Origin of the sequence: Clostridium sp. AF27-5AA (assembly GCF_003478415.1) — a bacterium.
Taxonomy (GTDB): domain Bacteria; phylum Bacillota; class Clostridia; order Lachnospirales; family Lachnospiraceae; genus Otoolea; species Otoolea fessa.
The window spans coordinates 201610-214886 of sequence record NZ_QUFH01000002.1; the positions used below are offsets into that span (position 1 = coordinate 201610).

At 49.4% G+C, this 13277-nt stretch carries 14 protein-coding genes and 1 pseudogene; 8 read left to right on the forward strand and 7 right to left on the reverse strand.

The genetic code is table 11. The features are described 5' to 3' along the window. The first annotated feature begins 23 nt into the window (after nucleotides 1-23). From DWY89_RS03360 to DWY89_RS14510, 4 genes are all read left to right on the forward strand, one after another. A complete protein-coding gene (locus tag DWY89_RS03360; RefSeq protein WP_117470959.1) occupies nucleotides 24-1205 on the forward strand; it encodes an MBL fold metallo-hydrolase in 1182 nt (393 codons plus the stop codon). A 161-nt stretch (nucleotides 1206-1366) separates the two neighbouring features. After that, the gene (locus DWY89_RS03365) at nucleotides 1367-1690 is read left to right on the forward strand and encodes a thioredoxin family protein (protein ID WP_107000750.1); all 324 of its coding nucleotides are present in this window, start codon (nucleotides 1367-1369) and stop codon (nucleotides 1688-1690) included. Nucleotides 1691-1704: 14 nt separating this feature from the next. Continuing rightward, complete coding sequence (gene trxB / locus DWY89_RS03370; protein WP_118469100.1) at nucleotides 1705-2634, forward strand: thioredoxin-disulfide reductase; 930 nt, start codon at nucleotides 1705-1707, stop codon at nucleotides 2632-2634. Between the two features lie 294 nt (nucleotides 2635-2928). Then, nucleotides 2929-3090, forward strand: a complete 162-nt coding sequence (locus DWY89_RS14510) for a hypothetical protein (RefSeq protein ID WP_227589447.1) — start codon at nucleotides 2929-2931, stop codon at nucleotides 3088-3090. A 521-nt stretch (nucleotides 3091-3611) separates the two neighbouring features. Here DWY89_RS14510 and DWY89_RS14790 read toward each other — a convergent pair. Together DWY89_RS14790 and DWY89_RS14320 are read right to left on the reverse strand one after the other, a co-directional pair. Beyond that, nucleotides 3612-4277 (reverse strand): type I restriction-modification system subunit M N-terminal domain-containing protein, encoded by a 666-nt coding sequence (locus tag DWY89_RS14790; RefSeq protein ID WP_333491304.1) that lies wholly within the window; start codon nucleotides 4275-4277, stop codon nucleotides 3612-3614. Nucleotides 4278-4303: 26 nt separating this feature from the next. Continuing rightward, nucleotides 4304-5686: a helix-turn-helix transcriptional regulator gene (locus tag DWY89_RS14320; RefSeq protein ID WP_182434480.1), complete on the reverse strand. Its 1383-nt coding sequence runs from the start codon at nucleotides 5684-5686 to the stop codon at nucleotides 4304-4306. 636 nt (nucleotides 5687-6322) lie between these two features. Between DWY89_RS14320 and DWY89_RS03400 the strand changes: the two genes are divergently transcribed. Together DWY89_RS03400 and DWY89_RS03405 are read left to right on the forward strand one after the other, a co-directional pair. Then, nucleotides 6323-7639 (forward strand): hemolysin family protein, encoded by a 1317-nt coding sequence (locus DWY89_RS03400; protein WP_118523471.1) that lies wholly within the window; start codon nucleotides 6323-6325, stop codon nucleotides 7637-7639. Nucleotides 7640-7850: 211 nt separating this feature from the next. Then, nucleotides 7851-7988, forward strand: coding sequence for a hypothetical protein (locus DWY89_RS03405; protein ID WP_233430213.1), 138 nt, complete (start codon nucleotides 7851-7853; stop codon nucleotides 7986-7988). Between the two features lie 336 nt (nucleotides 7989-8324). Here DWY89_RS03405 and DWY89_RS03415 read toward each other — a convergent pair. From DWY89_RS03415 to DWY89_RS14325, 4 genes and pseudogenes are all read right to left on the reverse strand, one after another. Continuing rightward, a pseudogene (locus DWY89_RS03415) lies at nucleotides 8325-8566 on the reverse strand (peptide-methionine (R)-S-oxide reductase); the annotation flags it as partial. 89 nt (nucleotides 8567-8655) lie between these two features. Continuing rightward, nucleotides 8656-9606: a TlpA disulfide reductase family protein gene (locus DWY89_RS03420; protein ID WP_182434490.1), complete on the reverse strand. Its 951-nt coding sequence runs from the start codon at nucleotides 9604-9606 to the stop codon at nucleotides 8656-8658. Between the two features lie 11 nt (nucleotides 9607-9617). After that, a complete protein-coding gene (locus DWY89_RS03425; protein ID WP_182429118.1) occupies nucleotides 9618-10511 on the reverse strand; it encodes a 4Fe-4S binding protein in 894 nt (297 codons plus the stop codon). Between the two features lie 25 nt (nucleotides 10512-10536). Further along, a complete protein-coding gene (locus tag DWY89_RS14325) occupies nucleotides 10537-10683 on the reverse strand; it encodes a CD1871A family CXXC motif-containing protein (RefSeq protein WP_182426666.1) in 147 nt (48 codons plus the stop codon). A 147-nt stretch (nucleotides 10684-10830) separates the two neighbouring features. Here DWY89_RS14325 and DWY89_RS03430 point away from each other — a divergent pair, with 147 nt between their 5' ends. Together DWY89_RS03430 and DWY89_RS03435 are read left to right on the forward strand one after the other, a co-directional pair. After that, on the forward strand, nucleotides 10831-11508 hold the full coding sequence (locus DWY89_RS03430; protein WP_074925768.1) for a response regulator transcription factor: 678 nt from the start codon (nucleotides 10831-10833) through the stop codon (nucleotides 11506-11508). Then, entirely contained in the window at nucleotides 11505-12656 is a 1152-nt protein-coding gene (locus DWY89_RS03435) for a HAMP domain-containing sensor histidine kinase (RefSeq protein WP_118523473.1), read from the forward strand. The genes DWY89_RS03430 and DWY89_RS03435 overlap by 4 nt, the downstream gene beginning before the upstream one ends. On the opposite strand, the gene DWY89_RS03440 is transcribed toward DWY89_RS03435, so the two are convergent. Beyond that, the gene (locus DWY89_RS03440) at nucleotides 12642-12923 is read right to left on the reverse strand and encodes a hypothetical protein (RefSeq protein ID WP_182434482.1); all 282 of its coding nucleotides are present in this window, start codon (nucleotides 12921-12923) and stop codon (nucleotides 12642-12644) included. The two genes, DWY89_RS03435 and DWY89_RS03440, sit on opposite strands and share 15 nt — an antisense overlap. Nucleotides 12924-13277 lie beyond the last annotated feature (354 nt).

Below are 13277 nucleotides of genomic sequence, written 5' to 3' on the forward strand. Positions count from 1 at the left end.
TCAGAATAGGAGGTATTTTTTATATGGATATCCGAACGGTAACAGATGCCATCCGCTATGTAGGGGTGGATGATAACACATTGGCACTCTTTGAAAACCAGTACCCCGTCCAGCCTATGGGAGTGAGCTACAACTCCTATGTCATTCTGGACGAGAAAATCGCCGTGATGGACAGCGTGGACGCACGGGCGGCGGAGGAATGGCTTTCCAATGTAGCGCAGGTGTTGGGGGGGCGCAACCCCGATTATCTTGTGGTCACACACATGGAGCCGGATCATTCCGGCAGCCTCATGCGGATAGCGCAAGAGTACCCGGAGATGAAGATCGTGGGAAACGCGAAAACATTTACCCTGATCAAGCAGTTCTTTGGCACGGGTGCATTGTCGGAAGACCGTATGCTGGAGGTTGGCGAGGGCAGCACGATCTCTCTGGGCTCACACCGGCTGCGCTTCCTGCTGGCACCGATGGTACACTGGCCGGAGGTGATGACGGCGTATGAGGAAACGGAAAAAATCCTGTTCTCGGCGGATGCCTTCGGACGCTTTGGCTCACTGGAACGGACTGCCCGTGCCCCCTGGGTGCCGCAGGCCCGACGGTATTATTACAATATTATCGGGAAATATGGCGCACAGGTGCAGGCTCTGCTGAAAAAGACCTCCGCGCTGGAGATCCAAACGATCTGCCCGCTCCATGGTCCCGTGCTTACAGAAGGGCTGGAGGAGTGTCTGCGGCTCTATGATCTCTGGTCACAATGGGAACCAGAAGAATCGGAGAGCATACTGATTGCCCACGCATCCATCCATGGAAATACTGCCCATGCGGCGAAGACCCTCAAGGGTAAATTAGAGAAAAAAGGCGTGCAGGTCAGCATATGTGATCTCACTGTGACAGATCTTTCCTACGCTGTTGCCAGTGCGTTCTACTGCGGGAAACTGGTGTTGGCCTGCTCCACTTATGACGGAGGACTGTTCCCGCCCATGAAGGCCTTTTTGGATCATTTACAGACAAAGGGATTCCGAAACCGCCGGATCGGCCTCATGGAAAACGGCTCATGGGCCCCTGCTGCCGCGCGGCTGATGCGCGCCGAGTTGGAAAAGATGAAGGAACTCCGACTGTGTGAAACGGAGGTATCGCTGCGCGGCGCACTGAACCAAACCAGCGAAGCGCAGATGGACGCTCTTGTGGCGGAGCTCTGCGCGGAATAAGCTGCAACAAACCGCAGCTATTCTCGTACAGATGATGGTCTTACTCATCTGCTTTATGTCCCAAGGGCAGAGTACCGTCATCTCAGGTTGAGGTCACGATGTGGTGTGGGGCGAGAACGGAGTCTTGAGAATACCCAAACAAAAGAAAGGAGCTGACAGATATGGCAGCTATGAATATGAATCAGGAGCAGTTTGAGCAGGCGACCCGGGGCGAAAAGCCCGTTTTGGTGGATTTCTGGGCGCCCTGGTGCGGCTATTGCCGGAGGATCGGCCCTGCGTATGAGAAGATTGGAGAGGAATACGCGGACAGCCTCGTTGTCAGCAAGATCAATATTGACGAGGAGCCGCGGCTGGCGGGGGCCGAGGGGATCGAGGTCATCCCAACTCTGGTGCTGTACCGGAACGGAAAGGCCGTGGATTCCATCACCGCGCCCGGCTCAAAGGCAGAGATCGACCGCTTCATTCAGGAAGCCTTGGCGAAATAACGGAGGATTCAGATATGAACAACAATCATGTTTATGATATGCTCGTGGTGGGCGGCGGCCCGGGCGGCTACACCGCCGCCCTGTACGCGGCCCGGGCGGGGCTGGACACCGTCGTGCTGGAAAAGCTGTCTGCTGGCGGGCAGATGGCCCTGACCGAGCAGATCGACAACTACCCCGGCTTTGAGAACGGGATCGACGGCTTCTCTCTGGCGGAGAAGATGCAAAAGCAGGCGGAGCGTTTTGGGGCACGCAGCGAATACGCGGAAGTTCTCCGCATGGATCTGACGGCGGTTCTCAAGCTCGTGGAGACCAGCGAGGGGATCTTCCGGGGGAAAACCGTGGTGCTGGCCACCGGCGCAGACCCCAGAACGCTGGGCGTTGCCGGAGAGACGGAGCTGTTGGGCCGGGGCGTGGCCTACTGCGCCGCCTGCGATGGGATGTTTTACAAGGACAAAACGGTGGTCGTGGTGGGCGGCGGCAATTCCGCCGCGGCAGATGCCCTCCTTCTCAGCCGCGTGGCGAAAAAGGTGATCCTCGTCCACCGCAGAGACACCCTGCGGGCCACCAAGATCTATCACGAGCCACTGGAACAGACCGAAAATGTGGAATTCCGCTGGAACAGCACCGTTTCCGCGCTGCTTTCCGGGGACAGGCTGACCGGCGTACGCCTGCGGGACACCGTCACCGGTGAGGAAAGCGTGGTGGACTGCGACGGCGTATTTGTCAGCGTGGGCCGACAGCCCGCCACGGCGCTGGCGGTGGGTCAACTGGCGCTGGACGGCGGCGGCTATATCGTGGCCGGAGAGACCACGGAAACCAGTATTCCCGGCGTTTACGCCGTGGGCGACGTGCGGACGAAGCCCCTCCGTCAGGTGGTCACCGCCGTGGCGGACGGCGCGGTGGCAGTCCACATGGCGGAGAAATATATCGCGGAAAACCGATAAGGAAGGTAGATTGAAAAAGCCATGTTTAAGGTCAGGCCGGATACGACCGCAGTGGGGATGCCGACATATCTGCAAGGAAAACTGCCAGAGTGATGGCAGATAAGATCACCCATGTAAGATCGGGAGATATGTTGTCTCTCCATATCCAGTCCACGCAACAGTGAGCAACTGAACACAAAACACAGCCACAGATGTACTCTGCGGCTGTGCTTTTATGCATAGTACTTACGGAAAGGATTCGATGAGCAGATTTCTGTGATACGGATTTTGGATTCTCGCAGAGAGGAATTTCGATTGAGTAAAGCATATGAGCAGAAAATTGACGTGGTAAATGTCATTACTGCTCCAGAAATTGAAATGCTGATTATTCATGCAGAAGGAGCATATGATCAGTTTAAGCGTTCTGGAAAAAAACAAGCGAATTTTGTAAAAGAAATCTTCGGATGCATGATGTGAAGTCGTATGAGATAGAATCGTCTTCGATGCCTCGTTGGGAAACCAACGAGGTATTTTTTTTGCCCCAATCCGACTGCATAGGACACTGAAAAAATCAAAACAAACCATATGTAGTCCTGCAAGGACAACCAAAGTGCGCCTACGAGGCCAACGCGAAACCGGAGGATTCTTGTTAAACTTACTTTGTAAGGACGAAAGTCCGGATGTCCCTTGAAAACTGAATACTCATTCTTCAGGTACATTCCTGTTTGGTCGAGCCATCGACTGCACGCCATGAAGCCCATCGGGGCGATAGCGGTTTCGCAGAAGCAAATGCCGGATTGCAACCGGCGGCGGTGCTAAAGCCAGACAGGGACAATGATACTTCCGTAATTCGCGGTCCGGCCATAAGGAAGGCGGGATGGTTAAATTCCAATGGAGCAGTGAAGCACACTGCCGCCTGTGAGAAATCCTACATCTCTGGGGTGATAAGAAAAAGTACAGAGAAACCATATTTTCAGAAAGCACTGCTGGGTGCTGTATCAGCATGATACCTGGCAGGCTTGTTCTTCCAGTTTTGGTAATGGCACAACCCGTCTAAGTGTATCTGATACGGATATTCTTAAACGAATTTCCATAATACCCTTGGCATATTTCCGCAGCTCTTTCTGAAAACCTACAGTGCTAAAGATGTAACTAATAAACCTTAAATCAGCATCTTCTGTTTCCTTGAAAACATAATAGACAGGGCTAACACATCCGAAATAATGGGATATGCCAACTGATCCGATTATGACATTCATACTGTTTCTCTTGATGATGTTGTCAAAATCGAATTTGGACAGAACATCCTGGACATTGGGAGAGAACCCAGCCAGATAGTCCCGGAAGTTGGCTTCGATGTTATCCGGGTCAGCCAGCAGCTTTTCAAATGTGAACTTGCTGGTATTGTAGAACTGATAACCGGAAGCCTTGGTCAGAAAGCCATCAATGACGGCCAGCTTCTTGACCTTTTCATACTGTGCCAAGACTGCTTCGTGGGTGGGAAGCAGACAGTCGTGGAAACGTTTAACCACGGTCATAGGAAGGATTACAAGTCCGTACTCATGGGGCTTAAAGGGGCCACGGAGCATATCTGCCACATTCCAGATCATCGTTGCTTTTTCTGCAATATTTACTCCTACCGCTTGGATTTTATCGTTAGACATCGTGTGTACCTCGATTCGTATTTTCTTTATGCACTGGCCTGGGTGCCTTCAAGTGGCTCCAGACCAATTATGAAGTCGGTAAGCAAAATAGCATTCAGAGAAGCTTTTTTGCTCGGATAGCTGTGATACCAGCTGTGAGAAACGCCATGCCGGTTCGGCACACCATCAACCACATCATCAACCTTATTGCACTGAGAAACAATGAAGGTATTAAAATAATCGCTGAAGATCTTGTCGTAGTCGTTTGCCTCGATCAGATCTTCCAGTTCTTTTTTAGTGATCGCCATCCTTTGCCGGTGACGATCCTGCATGGTAGCATTGTTTGCCTTTATGTAGATTAAGCCCTCCCACATAGTTGCCAAGCTGGAAATACACAGGGCATATTCACCACGGAGATGTGCTTCAAGAGCCTGTCCCAGAATTCGTTTGATATGTGGTTCTAAATCAGATTCTCTCCATATTCGCTTGATGAATTTGATTTCATTCTTGTCGTAATAGTCGAGAATGACCTTGTCGATACGCTTTTCTCGTCGCTTACTTGCACCTCGGCTTGTTGCCAGGATGTCCGATATTTCCGCTGTCATGGTAATATCCGCTGCCCAGCCAGCGTAGGGGAACCATTTGCATTCATACATAGCCGTCAAGTACGCTTGATTGAACTTCTTGTATCTCCCAAGAATATCCGGTTCCAGTGCAAGATTCTCCAACACAGAGCGCATTGGAGAGATGTCAATGCTCTGAAGCCAATCCATCACAGGCGAATGAATTGTCGCTGTAAGTGCAGACCCAAAGGAGCTTATAATTCCATGAACAGAATCCGCAAGTAGTTTTACCACACTATTATTGAAAGACTGGAGCATCGCCGTCATCCCTAAATTGGCTTGTTCAAGCAGCGGATTCTTGAAAGTATAGTTGGGGACATTAGCGACTATTGCAAGTTCTCCTAAAGTCTGGATGGTACTACTGTGTTGTAGGGCATCTATTGCAGTACCTACGCTGGTAGCCAACTTCATAGCTTTACTCTGTTCAGCAATCGCTTTCATAGCTGGCGAAGGTTCTGAAATTGCATCCAACGCAAGCGTCGGAATCTCAAAATTGGGGATGTGTGCAGTAGCACCTTCTGCGATTCGCTTGAGTTTTTCCTCTTGCTCCAGAATGGGCGCTAAACTATCTGCTATTTTTTTGCTGGCTTCCATACTTTCCAGCAACTGATCAGAAATAGGGTTATGTTCAAAATCTTTGATCGGGTGCTTATTTCGTTCATACATCAGGATAGTTGCGGGTACAACATCTATTTGCTCTGCAAGCTGTCTGGTAGTCAGAGACTTTCTCTGTCTGTAATACCTCAGATTGTCACCGGGCAGATTACTTGTGGGCTTTTCCTCAAAAGGTATCGTGACCTGGGGCAAAAGCCTTCCTTGGTAAAATTGACACAACGATGTGTGATTGAAAATACCATTGCAAAGACGAATTATCATATTCATCTGGTATTTAGTGAACGGAAAATGTTGGAACAACCCGAAGTAAAGGTTGCTACCCGAAATATGTTTTATGATGAGCAGGGAAAGCATAGACGCACAAAGAAAGAGGTTTTAGACGAGAATGAGTGATATACAAGCATGTGCAAGGGAGATTGTGAATAAAGAAATGATTTATCAATAAGGAAGATGATATGGTGGAAAGCAAGTCTGAAAATGGCTTGCTTTTTACTTTAAAATGATGTTAAGTGATGATAAAGAAAATTGAATTTCCCAAAGAAATTAAAAATAATCGGATTTTATGTTTTACATAAATTTAACACACTTTTGCTTTTTTCGAATTGATTATGTTAGGTCTTTTTGTTATACTGTACTACAATACTATTTGAGAGGAGGAATATTTAACATGGACGAAAGTGATAATGATTCTGAAGCGAACCAATTCAATAGAATTTTTATTTATATATCGCAAGGCATGGACTATGTATTCGGAACATAGACCATGTCTTTTGTTGCTTTTAAGTAAGTGTGATATTTAGATAATTTTATTGTAGAAAGGTTTTATTTATGAGTACATCAATTTTTATTCTTTTAGTAGTGCAGATTATTTTAATTATATTAAACGCGATTTTTGCGAGTGCAGAGATCGCTGTTTTATCAATGAATGAAACAAAGCTAGAACGAATGGCAGAACAAGGTAATGGTCGGGCAAAGAGATTAGTACGATTAACGCAAGAGCCGGCACGATTTCTTGCGACAATTCAGGTTGCAATCACATTGTCGGGATTTTTAGGAAGTGCTTTTGCAGCAGATAATTTCTCAGAACCTTTAGTTGATTGGGTTGTTGGGATGGGCGTGAATATTCCACGTTCTACTTTAGATACCATAGCTGTTATATTGATTACATTGATTTTATCATATTTCACGTTGGTTTTTGGCGAATTAGTTCCAAAGAGAATCGCAATGAAAAAATCTGAAGAACTGGCAATGGGGATTTCAGGATTGGTTACGGGAATCTCTATCCTATTTAAGCCAATCGTTTCATTTCTTTCAATATCAACAAATATTGTCTTGAGGATTTGTGGTATTGATCCAAATGAAGCGGAAGATCAAGTGGGTGAAGAAGAAATACGTATGCTTGTTGATGCGGGAAGTGAAAAAGGAACAATAGATCATCAAGAAAAAGAATTTATTCAAAATGTTTTTGAATTTAATGATATTATGGCTGGTACGATTGCTACACATCGAACAGATGTGACAATATTATGGATGTCTGATGATGTGAAGGAGTGGGATGAAACAATCCACAATACACGACATACCCTTTATCCCGTCTGTGGAGATTCGATAGATCATGTTATTGGCATTTTAAATGCAAAAGACTATTTTAGATTAAAAGAAAAAAGTAAGGATATGGTTATAGATTCTGCAATTTCTACACCATACTTTGTTATGGAAACTACAAAAGCAGATGTGCTTTTTAAAAATATGAAACAATCGAAGCAATCTATGGCGATTGTATTAGATGAGTATGGTGGAGTGGTTGGAATAGTAACTCTTTTTGATTTATTAGAAGAAATTGTTGGCGATTTAAACGATATTGAACCAATATCGTCGGAAGAAGAAACTGTTATTATAAGAATAAGCGATAACAAGTGGGAAGTGAAAGGAAATATACGATTAAGTGATATTGAAGACGCTATAGGTGTTACATTTACAGCAGAAGATTGTGACACATTTACTGGATTTGTATTTCAAAAATTTGGTATGGTACCAAAGGATGGGGATACAAAAATAGAATTAGAAATAGAAAATATGCATATAATCATTGACAAAATAAAAGAACATCAAGTTGAACATGCAATTATAGAAATTTTAGAATAAAATTTTGAAATGCATTTGCAAATTGTTTTAGAAACAAGGGGATATATCAGAAGAGTACATATACATTTTCAAATACAACAGGGATAGAATGATGTTGCGATAAAAAAGAGGGAGACACGCATTTGTTTAATCCATGAAGTCCAATTTTGCCGTCGACGGACGAACACATGCAGAGTACCGCAAGACCAAATCGGAAATGCAGTATTGGCTTGTGGCGCAGAAGATTATGCAGGAAAACCTGAAAGAGGACGAGCAGAAAAAGAGCAGCTGCATGAGCAGGAAGTGCGGCAGGAAGAAGAAAATAGACAAAGCAGTCGATGATGGAATGTCCGGTGCAGTGTGGGTGTAATGCTTATGCTGCACCGGGCTTTTTTCTTTGAAAATGATTTTTTATAATGTTGATCTTTGACTGCTCTTAACTCAAATATTGTATCTTAACTCAAAAAAAGTTATAATACAGAAAAAGAGTTAAGAATGCAGGTGATGACATGGAATATCTCGATAAAGTTCTTGGAGTCAAGGTTACCTATGAGGACGTAGAGTTTAAGCACGGAGTGACTGTCTTGGATGCGGCATATTTGATTCCATTTAAGGCAAAAGCATGGATGGATTTGACAGATCGTAAGGCCGCAGGAGAACATGTTGATAGCAAAAATATTAAGAAACATAACAGTATTTTGCGAACTCATTCCTCGAACAGATACAGAAGATATCCATAACCCTCTGCTTTCATCTTTGCGTAAGGCACAAAGCGCAGGGCCGCACTGTTGATACAGTAGCGCACGCCATTGGGGACTCCGGATCGCCAGTGAACACATGACCAAGGTGAGAATCTCCGGCACGGCTTCTGACCTCTGTACGGCGCATGCCGTGGCTCAGGTCCTCCAGTTCCACCACGGCAGGCTCTTCAATGGGCTTTGTGAAAGCCGCTCAGCAGCAGTACCGCGGTGAGCAGAAGCGGCAATACTCTCCGATACATGGTGTATCCCTCCTTTCGGAGAAGATAAATTCGTTTGTCAGCCCATATCGGCGGCAAGAGCCTGGTCGATGAGCTTTTGCAGAGTCTCCGCCTGCTTCTTTTCCGTGATGGCGCCTACGATGGGTTCACCCACGATATTTCCGCTGCGGTCGACCACATAGGTGGTGGGATAGGCAAAGATGTTGGTGGTAAACTTTCCCGCCTCACCGTCGGAGTCAAAATACACATTCTGATAGGTGGCGCCCTTCTTGGCAAGCACATCCTTCGCCTCGGAAATTGCCGTTTTGTCGCCGTCCAGCGTGAAGGTGTTGACGCCGATGAGGGAGCCGCCCTTCTCCGCCAGTTCCTTGTTCAGCGCATCCAGCTCGGAAAGCTCGCCTACGCAGGGATTGCAGGTGGTGAACCAGAAATTCACCACGGTGACGGCGTTGGCGGAGAACAGCTCGTCGCTCTTCACCGTGTTGCCATCCAGGTCCTTGCCCTCAAAGACGGGGAATTTCTGCATACTGCCGTCATCAGGCGGCGTGGTCATGTCGCTGCCCGCGGGCACGCTCATAGCGCCATCCGTAGATTGCTGTGCCGCCTCGGGGTACTTTTTCTCTATCATGGTCAGCTTGTTTTCAATCTCGCGGATTTTCTCTGCCGCCTCCTTGAGCAGCTTCAGCTCATCCTCCGTAAACTGATCTTTGGAACCTTCGATGGTGTCCAACAAGAACTCACCATAGTTTTTGCCGTTCTCCTGCATGGTCATGCCCTTGTCGGCCGCTATGAAAACTTTTTCCCAAAGCGCTGTGTTCTCCGAGAGAATGGCATTTTCCTGCGCCATCAGCTCCTTGTGCATGGCAACCGCTTCCTCGGCATTCTTCGGTTCGCTACTCATTCCGTCCATTTTGTCTCCGCCCTTTGTGGCGCAGGCTGCCAGAGAGAGCACCATCAGTGCAGTAAGCAGCAGAGCCAGAATTCTGCCGGCAGTATTCGTCCTATTCATCTTCATTCGTTTTATTCCTCCCTGTTAGTGTTGTTTGTCTGTAGTGTTTCCGCTGATTTTGCCTTATCTTTACCGTCTCCGAAGCCGTAGCGGAAGCACACGGCTTTCGTCGGACAGGCGCGGATGCACATTCCGCAGCGGATGCACTCGGTATGGTTGGGCGTTTTCGTCACATCCACATCCATCTTGCAGGCTCTGGCGCATTTCCCGCAGGAAACGCACTTATTCTTATCCACCTTCATCTGGAAGAGGGACACCCGGTTGAACAGCGCGTAGAACGCGCCCAGCGGGCAGAGCCACTTGCAGAACGGTCGGTAGAACAGTACGCTCAGCGCAATCACCGACAGCAGGATGCTGAATTTCCATGTAAACAGCTTGCCCAGCGCCGCCCGGATGCCGGAATTGGCAAGGGACAGCGGGATGGCTCCCTCCAGCACGCCTTGGGGGCAGAGGTATTTGCAGAAGAACGGGTCTCCCATGCCAACATCGTTCACAAGGAATGCCGGTAGCAGGAAAACCATCACCAGCAGGACAGCGTATTTCAGGTATGTCAGCAGTTTCAGCCTCTTTGTGGAAAGCTTCTTAGTGGGGATTTTGTGCAGCAGCTCCTGAAACCAGCCGAAGGGGCATAGAAAGCCGCAGATAAAGCGCCCCAGCAGCACGCCCAGCAGAATGAGGAAGCCTATGATATAGTAGGAGAAGCTGAACTTGGAAGACCCCACCACCGCCTGAAACGCCCCAATGGGGCAGGCCCCGGACGCCGACGGACAGGAGTAGCAGTTCAGCCCCGGCACGCAGACGGTCTTCCCCGCCCCCTGATACAGTCCGCCCTTGAGAAAGTTCGGCAGATGCAGGTTGGTCAGCAGCGTCGCCCCCGCCTGAATCCAGCCCCGGAAGCGGGACATGGTCTGTGAAACGCCTGAAAACTTTTTACCCAATGCCCACACACTCCAGACATAATTTGATTGCTTTGCTCAGCACTGTCGCCGCCTCGCCCCGCCAGACACCGAAGCACAGCATGGCGGCTCCGGCCATCAGCAGCGCGATCTGCGCCGCTGCCTTTTTCTCGCAGCTCATTTTTCATCACCCTTTCCGATTTTCTGTCCCTATCATAGCGCGGGAGAGTTAAAGTCTCTGTTAAGAACGAAAACTTAACACAAACCTTATCTGTTTTTGCTATAATGAAAGCAACACAAAAACGAAGAAATAAAAAGGAGGGCTCTCATGCACCTTTTAGTAATTGAAGATGAACGCGCCCTGTGCGAAACCATCGTCCGCAGCCTGCGGCGGCTGGCCTACAGCGTGGACTACTGCTATGACGGGGAAAAAGCGCTGGCGCTTCTGGGCGTGGAACGATACGATTTGGTGCTTCTTGATCTGAATCTGCCGAAAAAGGACGGCATGACGGTGCTGCGCACCCTGCGGCAGACCGACCGGGAGACGCGGGTGCTGATCCTCTCCGCCCGCAGCGAAGTGGAGGACAAGGTGCAGGGGCTGGACGCCGGGGCGAACGACTATCTGGCGAAGCCCTTCCACCTCGCCGAGCTGGAGGCCCGCATCCGCAGCCTGACATTGCGGCAGTTTACCCAGCAGGATGTGCTGCTAAGCTGCGGAGGCCTGACCTTTGACACCCGCTCCCGTACCGCCACCGTTAACGGGCAGACGCTGACGCTCACCCGGAAGGAAACAGGAATCCTGGAATACCTGATGGTGCATCAAGGAAGGCCAGTAAGTCAGGAGGAGCTGATGGATCACGTTTGGGACAATAGCGTGGACAGCTTCAGCAATTCCATTCGCGTCCACATCTCCGCCCTGCGCAAAAAGCTCCGCGCCGTGCTGGGCTATGACCCCATCCGCAACCGCATCGGCGAGGGCTATCTGATGGGAGGTGAGGAGGAATGAAGCGGCTTTCCCTGCAGTGGCGCATCACGTTGATGTCCGTCCTGCTCATCGGTGTCACCTGCGTGGCCATGAATCTGCTGCTGTGCTCCTCCGGTGTGTATTATATGGACACCATTGCGGACAACTTACAAGGCGGCGGCACGGTGATCCTGAATGATGGCGGAGCGGCGAGCTTTGACCCACAGCTCATAGCCCCTGACGAGGATCTGACGATCATTGTCGATGGGGTGCAGGGGCGCTTCCGCACCACCAACTGGTACATCACGGCGGCGATAACGCTGCTCAGCGGCATCCTCGCCTATTTCGTCAGCGGACGCGCTCTCAAGCCCCTGCGCAGCTTTACCTCGCAGGTGGAGCAGGTGCAGCTGAACAATCTTGCCGATATGAGGATCGATGAAGACGCTATTTCGGAGTTCCGGCAGCTGAGCCGCTCGTTCAACCAGATGCTGGAGCGGCTGAACAACGCCTTTTCCGCTCAGCGGCAGTTCGCCGGCAACGCCGCCCACGAGCTGCGCACGCCACTGGCACTAATGCAGGCGCAGTTGGAGCTGTTTTCCGCGGAGCATCCTGATGTGCGACCGGAGACGGCGGAGTTCCTCACGCTTTTGCGTGAGCAGACGGAACGGCTGATACAGATGACCAGGACACTGCTGGAGATGAGCAATCTGCAGCAGGTGGCGCGGAACGAGCGGATCCAGCTCGCTCCCATGATCGAGGAGATCTTCACAGATCTTGCGCCGCTCTCAGATAAGCTCGGCGTCACGCTGACGGCGGAGGGCGACGGCATTATGACCGGCAGCGATGCACTGATTTACCGGCTGATCTTCAACCTGACGGAGAATGCTGTCAAGTACAACCGGCCGGGCGGCTCGGTACGGGTTTCTGTCACTCAGGAGTTGGAAAAGCTCCTGCTCCGCGTCTCCGACACCGGCTGCGGCATCCCGGAGGTGTATCAGCGCAGTATTTTCCAGCCCTTCTTCCGGGTGGACAAGTCTCGCAGCCGGGAATACGGTGGCGCAGGACTGGGGCTCTCACTGGTATGGGAGATCGCCAACCTCCACGGCGGCTCCGTTTGGGTGGAGAAAAGTTCGGAGAAGGGCACTACCATTGCGGTGGGGTTGCCAACGCAACAATCAACGAAGCCCTAAAACACTTTTATTCGTTTTTCGCTGCTTCGCTTGCCGCCCTGCGGCGTCCCTCTCCGTATTTTCACGCTCCAATTCCGCCGCACGGAGCTTGCTGTGGACAGACTTATAATCAGAAATTTCCTGTTTCAAACTGTCAATCTCAGCCTTGAGCTTTGCAATTAGCTTGTTTGCCGCATCCACCGCCTTTTGCAGTTTGGATTCCTTTTTCTCTGCTGTAACGTACTTCTTTGCCAGAGTGGAAAGTCGGTCAAAGTCCTCACGCTCCACGGCAACCATGCTCGTCCAGCGCGGGCTTGGAATCCCACTTTTTGCTCATGCTGACCTGCTGTATTTAAATAACCCTATTAACACAATTTTATTAGGCGCAGTATAACTGCTGACGGCGTAGAATCTTGGTGGCTAACTTGGTGGATACCTTGATGGGTGTCATCCTCTAAGTTATCATGGGTTTTGAAGAAGCATTTTATGAGAAAAAGAATCTGGATCCAAAGATGCGGGCATTGCTTAATTCACTGGCGAAAACAGATCATACCTTGGCAAATAAAATAGAAGCTCCACTTGCGATTTAAAAAAAATCCTGTTCAATATATGAATATGAGCAGGATTTTTCTATTTACAACG

Excerpts from the sequence above, each read along its gene's own strand:
- DWY89_RS03430 (WP_074925768.1), top strand. The coding sequence starts at position 10,831 with ATGCACCTTTTAGTAATTGAAGATGAACGCGCCCTGTGCGAAACCATC.
- trxB (WP_118469100.1), top strand. The coding sequence starts at position 1,705 with ATGAACAACAATCATGTTTATGATATGCTCGTGGTGGGCGGCGGCCCG.
- DWY89_RS03425 (WP_182429118.1), bottom strand. The coding sequence starts at position 10,511 with ATGTCCCGCTTCCGGGGCTGGATTCAGGCGGGGGCGACGCTGCTGACC.
- DWY89_RS03365 (WP_107000750.1), top strand. The coding sequence starts at position 1,367 with ATGGCAGCTATGAATATGAATCAGGAGCAGTTTGAGCAGGCGACCCGG.
- DWY89_RS03420 (WP_182434490.1), bottom strand. The coding sequence starts at position 9,606 with ATGAATAGGACGAATACTGCCGGCAGAATTCTGGCTCTGCTGCTTACT.
- DWY89_RS03360 (WP_117470959.1), top strand. The coding sequence starts at position 24 with ATGGATATCCGAACGGTAACAGATGCCATCCGCTATGTAGGGGTGGAT.
- DWY89_RS03435 (WP_118523473.1), top strand. The coding sequence starts at position 11,505 with ATGAAGCGGCTTTCCCTGCAGTGGCGCATCACGTTGATGTCCGTCCTG.
- DWY89_RS14325 (WP_182426666.1), bottom strand. The coding sequence starts at position 10,683 with ATGAGCTGCGAGAAAAAGGCAGCGGCGCAGATCGCGCTGCTGATGGCC.
- DWY89_RS03400 (WP_118523471.1), top strand. The coding sequence starts at position 6,323 with ATGAGTACATCAATTTTTATTCTTTTAGTAGTGCAGATTATTTTAATT.
- DWY89_RS14790 (WP_333491304.1), bottom strand. The coding sequence starts at position 4,277 with ATGTCTAACGATAAAATCCAAGCGGTAGGAGTAAATATTGCAGAAAAA.